The organism is Acetobacterium tundrae (assembly GCF_008086615.1).
GTDB lineage: Bacteria > Bacillota > Clostridia > Eubacteriales > Eubacteriaceae > Acetobacterium > Acetobacterium tundrae.
Genome location: NZ_RXYB01000041.1, coordinates 1 through 8,253 on the forward strand (window position 1 = coordinate 1; position 8,253 = coordinate 8,253).

The 8,253-nt window shown below is 38.5% G+C and carries 9 protein-coding genes and 1 riboswitch; of the genes, 5 read left to right on the forward strand and 4 right to left on the reverse strand.

Going from position 1 to position 8,253, the window contains the following annotated elements; all coding sequences use genetic code 11:
- Positions 1 to 144 precede the first annotated feature (144 nt).
- On the reverse strand, positions 145 to 1,002 hold the full coding sequence (locus tag FZC40_RS16650; RefSeq protein ID WP_148606434.1) for a hypothetical protein: 858 nt from the start codon (positions 1,000 to 1,002) through the stop codon (positions 145 to 147).
- 33 nt (positions 1,003 to 1,035) lie between these two features.
- Positions 1,036 to 1,812 (reverse strand): FAD-dependent thymidylate synthase, encoded by a 777-nt coding sequence (gene thyX, locus FZC40_RS16655; RefSeq protein WP_148606436.1) that lies wholly within the window; start codon positions 1,810 to 1,812, stop codon positions 1,036 to 1,038.
- 245 nt (positions 1,813 to 2,057) lie between these two features.
- Between thyX and FZC40_RS16660 the strand changes: the two genes are divergently transcribed.
- A complete protein-coding gene (locus FZC40_RS16660; protein ID WP_148606438.1) occupies positions 2,058 to 2,591 on the forward strand; it encodes a M48 family metallopeptidase in 534 nt (177 codons plus the stop codon).
- Here FZC40_RS16660 and FZC40_RS16665 read toward each other — a convergent pair.
- Complete coding sequence (locus FZC40_RS16665; RefSeq protein ID WP_148606440.1) at positions 2,588 to 3,307, reverse strand: zinc ribbon domain-containing protein; 720 nt, start codon at positions 3,305 to 3,307, stop codon at positions 2,588 to 2,590. The genes FZC40_RS16660 and FZC40_RS16665 overlap by 4 nt on opposite strands.
- Positions 3,308 to 3,311: 4 nt before the next feature.
- Positions 3,312 to 4,610, reverse strand: coding sequence for a hypothetical protein (locus FZC40_RS16670; protein ID WP_243135858.1), 1,299 nt, complete (start codon positions 4,608 to 4,610; stop codon positions 3,312 to 3,314).
- 332 nt (positions 4,611 to 4,942) lie between these two features.
- Positions 4,943 to 5,035: riboswitch (THF riboswitch) on the forward strand.
- A 139-nt stretch (positions 5,036 to 5,174) separates the two neighbouring features.
- Between FZC40_RS16670 and folE the strand changes: the two genes are divergently transcribed.
- From folE to folK, 4 genes are all read left to right on the forward strand, one after another.
- A complete protein-coding gene (folE, locus tag FZC40_RS16675) occupies positions 5,175 to 5,732 on the forward strand; it encodes a GTP cyclohydrolase I FolE (RefSeq protein ID WP_186843883.1) in 558 nt (185 codons plus the stop codon).
- A 9-nt stretch (positions 5,733 to 5,741) separates the two neighbouring features.
- Complete coding sequence (locus FZC40_RS16680; protein WP_148606442.1) at positions 5,742 to 6,224, forward strand: HD domain-containing protein; 483 nt, start codon at positions 5,742 to 5,744, stop codon at positions 6,222 to 6,224.
- A gap of 126 nt (positions 6,225 to 6,350) precedes the next feature.
- Entirely contained in the window at positions 6,351 to 7,178 is an 828-nt protein-coding gene (gene folP, locus FZC40_RS16685) for a dihydropteroate synthase (protein ID WP_148606444.1), read from the forward strand.
- Positions 7,160 to 7,978, forward strand: a complete 819-nt coding sequence (gene folK, locus FZC40_RS16690; RefSeq protein WP_148606446.1) for a 2-amino-4-hydroxy-6-hydroxymethyldihydropteridine diphosphokinase — start codon at positions 7,160 to 7,162, stop codon at positions 7,976 to 7,978. Before folP ends, folK begins: the two co-directional genes overlap by 19 nt.
- The last annotated feature ends 275 nt before the right edge of the window (positions 7,979 to 8,253 follow it).

Sequence of the window (8,253 nt, forward strand, 5' to 3'; positions counted from 1 at the left end):
TTAACATAAGGTTTGCCTCCATTTGTTTTCTAATTTTATGATAAACCATGAACCTTGGAATAAGCTTTTTTGATTTCAAAAAACTAAAAAAGGCCAGGTTTCCCTGACCTTTGTCTTCAGTCTGAAAGCCCTTGCGGGCTTTTTTTATTTAAGTGTTTTTGTATCGGGTACTTTTTCTTCTTTTTTCTTTTTATTTTTTCCCATCATCCGATCATAAAATTGTTCTGAATATGATTTTTTTTCAGCTTTTTCTTTTTCCCGAATTCTGGAAAGTTTGTTAATCCGACTGATCCATTTTTTGGATTCAGCAATCATGTCTTTATCATCGGGTTCCGGTATCACTGCCGACCATTCCTGAAAAAGTTTTCCATTCCTGGTTAATGACTCATAATTAATGGCCAAAACCGTATATATCTCTTCACCATTATTATATTTTTTTATTTTCGCCTGAGCCTTCGACCATTTATGAAAACGTCCCATAATATAGGCACTATCCTCATTAATGATGGTGATATACGGTTTAAGAAGTGCCCGGGCCTTAAAACTTTGAGGAAATACAAGCAGAAATAACAACGAAGCCCCCCCAAAGAAAACAAAGAACAATCCCCCCAACCATTTCATACTGCCAGAAAATGTTATCGTCATTAATATTGCTATGATGAGTTCTAATCCCAACAGAATCCAAACTTTTTTCTTATCAGCACTTCTTTGAAGTTTACTTAACTCTCCAACAAATGCTGTGTATTTGTCTTCATCATATTCCCATACCAATGATTCATCTTTTTTTTCTAAAAAAGCATTGAATTGTCGATAACGCTTGTAATAAAAAGCACTATAGCCGAGGGCAACCAGAACAACCAGCACGCCCATATATATAAAGTAAAAACTATAAATAGCCAAACTGTCAATCACAAAAGGCACTAAAATAATAACGATTCCTAAAACAGCTACGAGTAAAGCTATCAAAATATTCTGTTTTTCGGGATTTTTAATTTCCACCATGCTTTTTCACAACCCTTCATTTTTTTATAAACTTTATTTGTTGAATTTCCCAAACTTTTCTCTTACTTCGTTAATTTGTCCACAAGTCATGCTGCCTTCCGGACAAGGTCCCTCGACACATCGCGGCCCGCCGTTTTTAAAAAGCAAAGGTGCAACTTTTTTACATTCAATTAACATTTGCGTGGCCAGTTCTCGGATTTCCCACTGAGCACGATTACAGCAGCGTTGATTAAAGAAATGCAACAACTCCCGGGCATTCATTGTTACCACAATTTTAGTTTCGCACGCATTGGGCAACACAAATCGCGCGTCTTCAATTCCCTGTTTTTCTGCTGCCGCAGCCGCTTTTTTTTCAGAAATGCCAATCGCAACCAAATCCTTTGTAACCTTAGCGATAAGTTTTTCGGCAAGGAGATCATACGTCATTTGGGCATTTTTCATGCCTTCAACAAATATTTTTTCTCCATCTGGCAGAGCTTTTATTTCCGGCGGAATGACATAGTTAAACTGCCCTTCACTGACATACCGTTGGGATTTCTGACTAAAACTGGCCATCCGATGACGGACTAATTGATGGGTTAATGAACGGCTGACACCTTCAATAGCAAAGGTAAAGGTGGCATGTTCAATCGGTGACGCATGACCCATATCCATCAACCGGGATAAAAATCTTTCAACATTTTCATCCGTAAGATCTTCCATGATCTCCTTGGCACCCGCTTTTGAGTAACAAAGCTTAGCCGCAGCAGCCACTAATTTTTCTGGTTCCGGTGTATGTTGAATCAATGTGACACTTAGTGTTGTTTCCATAAATCCTCCTCTCTTTTGAAAGATTTTTCCTTCTCATTCTTTGTTTTTGTGAATAATTTGCTTATTTTAATATCTAATTATAACATTTTTCTCCCGATTGTACAGATCTAATCGTTGATAGCAAAAATTTGTAATTCCACTACTAATTCTTTTCCTATGCTGACAACTATTTTCATTCTGCTTGAGCTGGTTTTTCGATATAATAGTTACTATAGATCAGTTATTAGAAGATGGAGGTAAACCTTATGTTTGATAATCTTGATACCGTTCCTGAACTTTTGAAAAATTTTCAGTTTCAAACGGGAGAAAAGCATAAATTTCTTGGTGATAGCTACCGCCTAATGGTGGAGGAATCCTATGATACCGGTGTAATCATTGATAATTACAACATGGTTCTTTCGGTCCAGGATATGAACTCCGCTAAACAAAAAGAATTTGTTTTAGATATGTGGTACCGGGAGCAGGCCCGGGATGTTTTTGTAGATGCGATGTCCACCGCAATTGTCAAAGCCGCTCCGTATCAGGTCAGCTTTCCAGAATTGAAGATTTATCGCCTCGATAACCGTTGGGGATCCTGCTCACCCAAAAGCAAACGAGTGATCCTTAATCTTGAATTGATCAAAACGCCTAAAGAATGCATTGAATATATTGCCCTTCATGAAATGCTACATTTTCGTTTTCCCAACCATAGTTTATCTTTCTATGGCGCCCTTGGAACACTTATGTCTGATTGGAAAGAACGAGAAGACATGCTTAATCGGAAATATCGATTGCTTTAAATATGCAATTTCTCGCGGATGATTTTTCTCGTTTTTTCCGGAATCCGGTGATAAACTGTCTGAAGTAAAATAATGATACAGACTCCGGATGCCGCTACCACCAAAGACCAGGTCAAATGAAGGTTGCCCAAGATATTTAAACTAATAATTCCATCCAGACCAATGGCTAAAACAATGCCGAAAATAATGATATTCGTTGGAATAAAAACAAATTTACTTTGATGCCGGGTATGCTTAAGAACCAATCGGAACAGACTGACGCCTAAATACAGCAGGGTCGCTATGGGTAATGCATAATCTAAGAACCAATTATTCTGACTGCCGCTGATATTATAGACACAATAACAGGTTATCACCACCGTCAGATAAGCGCCAAGGTAATTATAATTGGGTTTTAAATAATTCATGGCGAAAAAAATGATGGCAAAGATGCTGACGAATCCCAATGCAACATATTTGAGCAGCGCATGATTCCAGGGATAAACCAAATAAACCACACCGATGATCACGACCATGCTCAAGGCAATGATGCCAATCGAAAAAAAGGCCAGATTTTTTTTCCCCAGATGGTCTTCCGAATAAGTATTGATCGCCTGAGGATATTTACTATTCAAAGACTCATGCGCATCGCCGACATCGGGAATCGGGAAATCACACAAGGGACATTTTTCTACACCGTGTTCAACTTCAACACCACATTTTGGACAATAAGCCATTTCTTCACCTCTTGTTCGTTTCTATTTTCACAGGAATGCCTAACATTCTTATTTTTCTAAAAAATATTTTTTCAATCACTGTTTCCCCAGTTGTTTTTCCAAATGAAAGGGAAAGACTGCCATTATAACTGACCATAACCAGCTTAAGCCGACTTTCCGCGCTGGGCGGCGGGAAAACTTCAAAACTTTTAACATAAGCCTTAATTTCTTCAGGTACAGAGACAACACCCAGGTTCGAAAGCCCACTGGTATATCCCCGTTCTCCAAATCGATTATAAACGATTGGCATCAAAAGCTTTTTAACCCAAAGTGGAATGATTCTCAAAAATATAAATTGCTCATTTCGCACATTCCTTGAAATATAACGATTGATATTTTTTCTATTCATGTATAAACCCATGTATCCCTTTATTTGCTCAATGATTTCCTCACGCGTATAATAACCAAAAGCTAAATCAATTTCCGGATTTAAACTGATAAAAAAGTTTCTTAGCGTAATGGAGGGAAACATTTTTCTTAAATCAACCGGCACATTTATGGCTATTAGCTGACGTTGCTTCTTTTTTTCACTCATCGGTAAACCCTGGATGTATTCCTGAATGCTTTCAAAGTATAAGGCCAGCATAAATTGGGTAATGGTACACTGATGTATCTTTGCCAGACCTAAAAGCGGATCAACCGGAACAATTCCGGTGAGTAAAAGATACTCCCCTTTATCAAGCAACTCAAAAGGAAAGTGGAATACTTTTTTACTGCTCGGCGGCGATGGCACCTTTCCTTTGTAATAGACTTTAAACGAATCTTCAAATTCTTTGGGATCAACTTCAGACTCGATATCCATGGCTTTACCCAAATTCTTGGGACTGATTCCTTTTTGTATTTTAAAATATTCGATGAGCAAGGTTTGGGTAAATACCAATCCCCCAGCACCATCACAGATACTGTGATTAAATTCAACGTGAATATAGGATTTATAATACAATACCCGAAATGGAAAGGTTTTTCCCTGCCGCTGCCGCATCGTTTTACAAGGATAATAGGTTTCTTCCCCAACCTTAGGGATCGCCTCGGTGTGCTGATAATAATACCAAAAAAAGCCCCGTTTCAAGGTTACCTGAAAATAAGGGAAACGATGAATAATCTGTTCCAGCGCTTTTTGAAGAATAGTCGCATCAACTTGATCAGATAACCCTACCGATATTCGATACACGGTTGACATCCGGGAGGATGCAATGGCCGTATATAAAAATCCGGCATTATCCAGTGAATAGAAGTTATTCTTATGCTGTTTTTCTTCCATCATCAATCGCCTCCATCTTAAAATCCCATTATTTTTTGATTCCGGTCTGTTTATATTAATTATTCTAACATAATGTTCTTAATTAAACGATTATATTCCATTCCTATTTTCGTAAAATAGATAGTTTATCACGTATTCGATTACATTATTTTAACAATACCATCTAAAAGCGGTTGAATTTTTTCAATTAATTTCTCTTTTTAGTTCTCAAATTTTCAAACTGTTTTTTTTAACCAAAAAACGTATTTATCGATAAGTTTATTCAGTTATTGATATACTTAATATTACTCTTGAATATAAACGTTTCGCATGTTAAAATACACTCAATTAAATATAACAGAGTAGATAAGATGCGTGAAGTGTTAGAGGATGGGAAGTTGCCTTTAAACGAAATGAACTCATTGCGATATCTTGTTGCTTCCGCTGGACCCCTTAAGCTACCAATTAAGGGTTGCGGAAGCATTGCTTAAAACATTTTGTTTTATTTGAGTAATGCTTTTTTTATTTGGTTTTAGTAAAAACCATTCCAAATCAACGCTTTATTGGTTTGGCGATAGGAGAAAAATGATCGATCAAAAAAAAATTCAAGAAGCTGTAGTTATGATTTTAGAAGCCATCGGAGAAGATCCGACTCGTGAAGGGCTGGTTGAAACCCCGGCTCGGGTTGGCAGAATGTATGCCGAAATTTTTTCTGGATTACATGAAACTCCAGAGCTTCATCTTTCAAAAACCTTTGCTGTTAAATCAGACGATATCGTTATCGAACGAGACATTCCTTTTTATTCAATGTGCGAGCACCATCTCTTGCCTTTTTATGGTAAGGTTCATATTGCTTACATTCCCAATGGCCGCGTGGCCGGACTTTCAAAACTGGTGCGAACCGTTGATGTTTGTTCAAAGAAACCGCAGCTTCAGGAATCCTTAACCACTGATATTGGTGATGCCATGATGAAATATCTTCATGCTCGGGGTGTCATGGTTATTATTGAAGCTGAACATCTATGCATGAATATGCGTGGGGTTAAACGTCCGGGAACAAAAACAGTCACCGCTATGCAAGCAGGTATTTTTGAAAATAACAAAGAATTAAAAGACGAAGTTCATAACCTTTTAAGCATAAAGTAGGAGTGGTCAATGGATTCTTTGAAAAACACCAATCATCTTTTACAAAATAAAGACTATCAAAAGTATCTAACTAAAATAAAAATCTGTGAAGATCAACGAAAGTTTTGTCGACATGATGTTTCGCATTATTTATCTGTAGCCCGCATTGCCACAATAAAAGCCCAGGAATCTGGGTTAAACTTCTCCCGGGATCTTATTTATACAACAGCATTGCTACATGATATTGGTCGTTTTGTTCAGTATGAAAATAAGACGCCGCACGAACTTGCATCGCACGAATTAGCTATTCCATTACTCAACATACTGGATTATGATACTGTTGAAAAAGGCGTCATTTTGGATGCGATCCTTAATCATCGCAACCCAGAGGCCAAAGCATTCAGTAAGATTTTTTACGAAAGCGACAAAATTTCCCGGGAATGTTTTTCTTGTCCGGTTGAAAAAGAATGTGATTGGCCGACACAGAAAAAGAATCTTAAGATCATTTATTAGAAACAGGCTAGCGCAAAACAGATGGTAAATTGATTCAAATGTCCGCTGTTGCTGAATACTAATTGATATTCAGCAACAACGGACATTAAATCGTCTTTTTGCTAAAACCTCAACAAAGGAGACCAAATGCAAATTGGCAACAAAATTTTTGATTTAAATAACAAAGTTTACATCATGGGGATTCTAAACGTCACCCCCGATTCATTTTCTGATGGTGGCACCCACAATACCTTAGATACCAGTCTTAGACATGTTGAAAAAATGATCGCCGACGGCGCGGATATTATCGATTTAGGCGGTGAATCCACGCGACCCGGCTACACCGTTATCAGCGATGCAGAAGAAATTGATCGGATTATCCCCGTGATTGAAGCTATTCATCAGCGTTTTGATATTCCAATTTCCATCGATACCTATAAAGGGCAGGTTGGTGAAGCGGCCCTTAACGCCGGTGCAGACTTGATCAACGACATCTGGGGATTTAAACATGATCCCTATCTTGCCGAGGTCACTGCCAAACATAAAGTTCCATGTATCCTGATGCATAATCGGGATAATCAAAATTATACCGATCTTATGACTGATATCTATCAAGATCTGGAAGCATCCATTGCCATCGCCTTAAACGCCGGAGTATCTAAAGATTCCATTATTCTTGATCCCGGCATCGGTTTTGCCAAAGATTACCATCAAAATATGAAAACCATCCAGCACCTGGAATCCCTGCAAACTCTCGGCCTGCCGATTCTTCTGGGAACTTCACGGAAAGGCTTCATTGGTATAACCTTAAACTTACCGGTAAACGAACGAGTGGAAGGCACCGTCGCCACTACTGTCATCGGCATTATGAAAGGCGCATCCATTATTCGCGTCCATGATGTGCTGGAAAACAAACGTGCGGCAATCATGACCGCAGCAATTTTGAAGGGGGAATCATGGATAAGCTCTATATAAAAGATCTGGAAGTTTTTGCCTATCACGGTGTTTTTCCTGAAGAAAAAAAGCTTGGTCAAAAATTTCTGATCTCAGTAACGTTGAACCTCGATATGCGCGAAGCCGCGATTACCGGTGATTTATCAAAGTCTGTTCATTATGGTGATTTATGTCAGGCTCTTGAAACCGAATTTAAGAAAGCAAGTTATGATCTTATTGAAACCGCCGGGGAAATGCTTGTCATCTATATTTTAAACCATTATCCCATGGTTTCCCAAGTAAGCCTGATGATTAAAAAACCATGGGCGCCTATTCTAAAATCACTGGATACTGTGGCCATAGAAATCAATCGCGAATGGCATGAGGTTTTTATTGGCTTAGGCACGAATATGGGCGATCGCTCCCAAAATTTAGAAGCCGCCATTGAAGCAATTAAAAATACCGAAGGCCTTCAGATTCTTACTCAGTCCACAATTATTGAAACTGAACCCTGGGGCTATACCGATCAAGCTCCTTTCCTTAACGGTGTTGTCAAGGCCAAAACATTTTTACCACCGCGGGAACTGATGACCTTGCTGTTGGAAATTGAACTTGATCTAAAACGTGAACGCACAATTCACTGGGGTCCCAGAACCATCGATTTGGATGTCTTGTTTTATGATCAGCTGATCAGCAATGATCCTCATGTTCTTCTTCCCCACCCGCGCATCCACGAACGGGCTTTTGTCATGGAATCCATGGCTGAAATCGCTCCCTATTTTGTTCACCCTATTTTTAATAAGCGGATGATCGATATTTTAGCCGAACTAAAAAAGTCATAAGACGTCATTTCACTAAAAAAGAGGCTCATCGAGCCTCTCAGACTGAAGACAAAGGTCAGGGAAACCTGGCCTTTTTTAGTTTTTTGAAATCAAAAAAGCTTATTCCAAGGTTCATGGCTTATCATAAAATTAGAAAACAAATGGAGGAAAACCTTATGTTAACCAAACGGGAACAGGATATCAGAGAACAGGTACAGATCGTCACAATGGATGCGTTGGTACCGAAAGATCACATTTTAAGGCTGGTCGATGAAGCGATTGATTTTGATTTTATA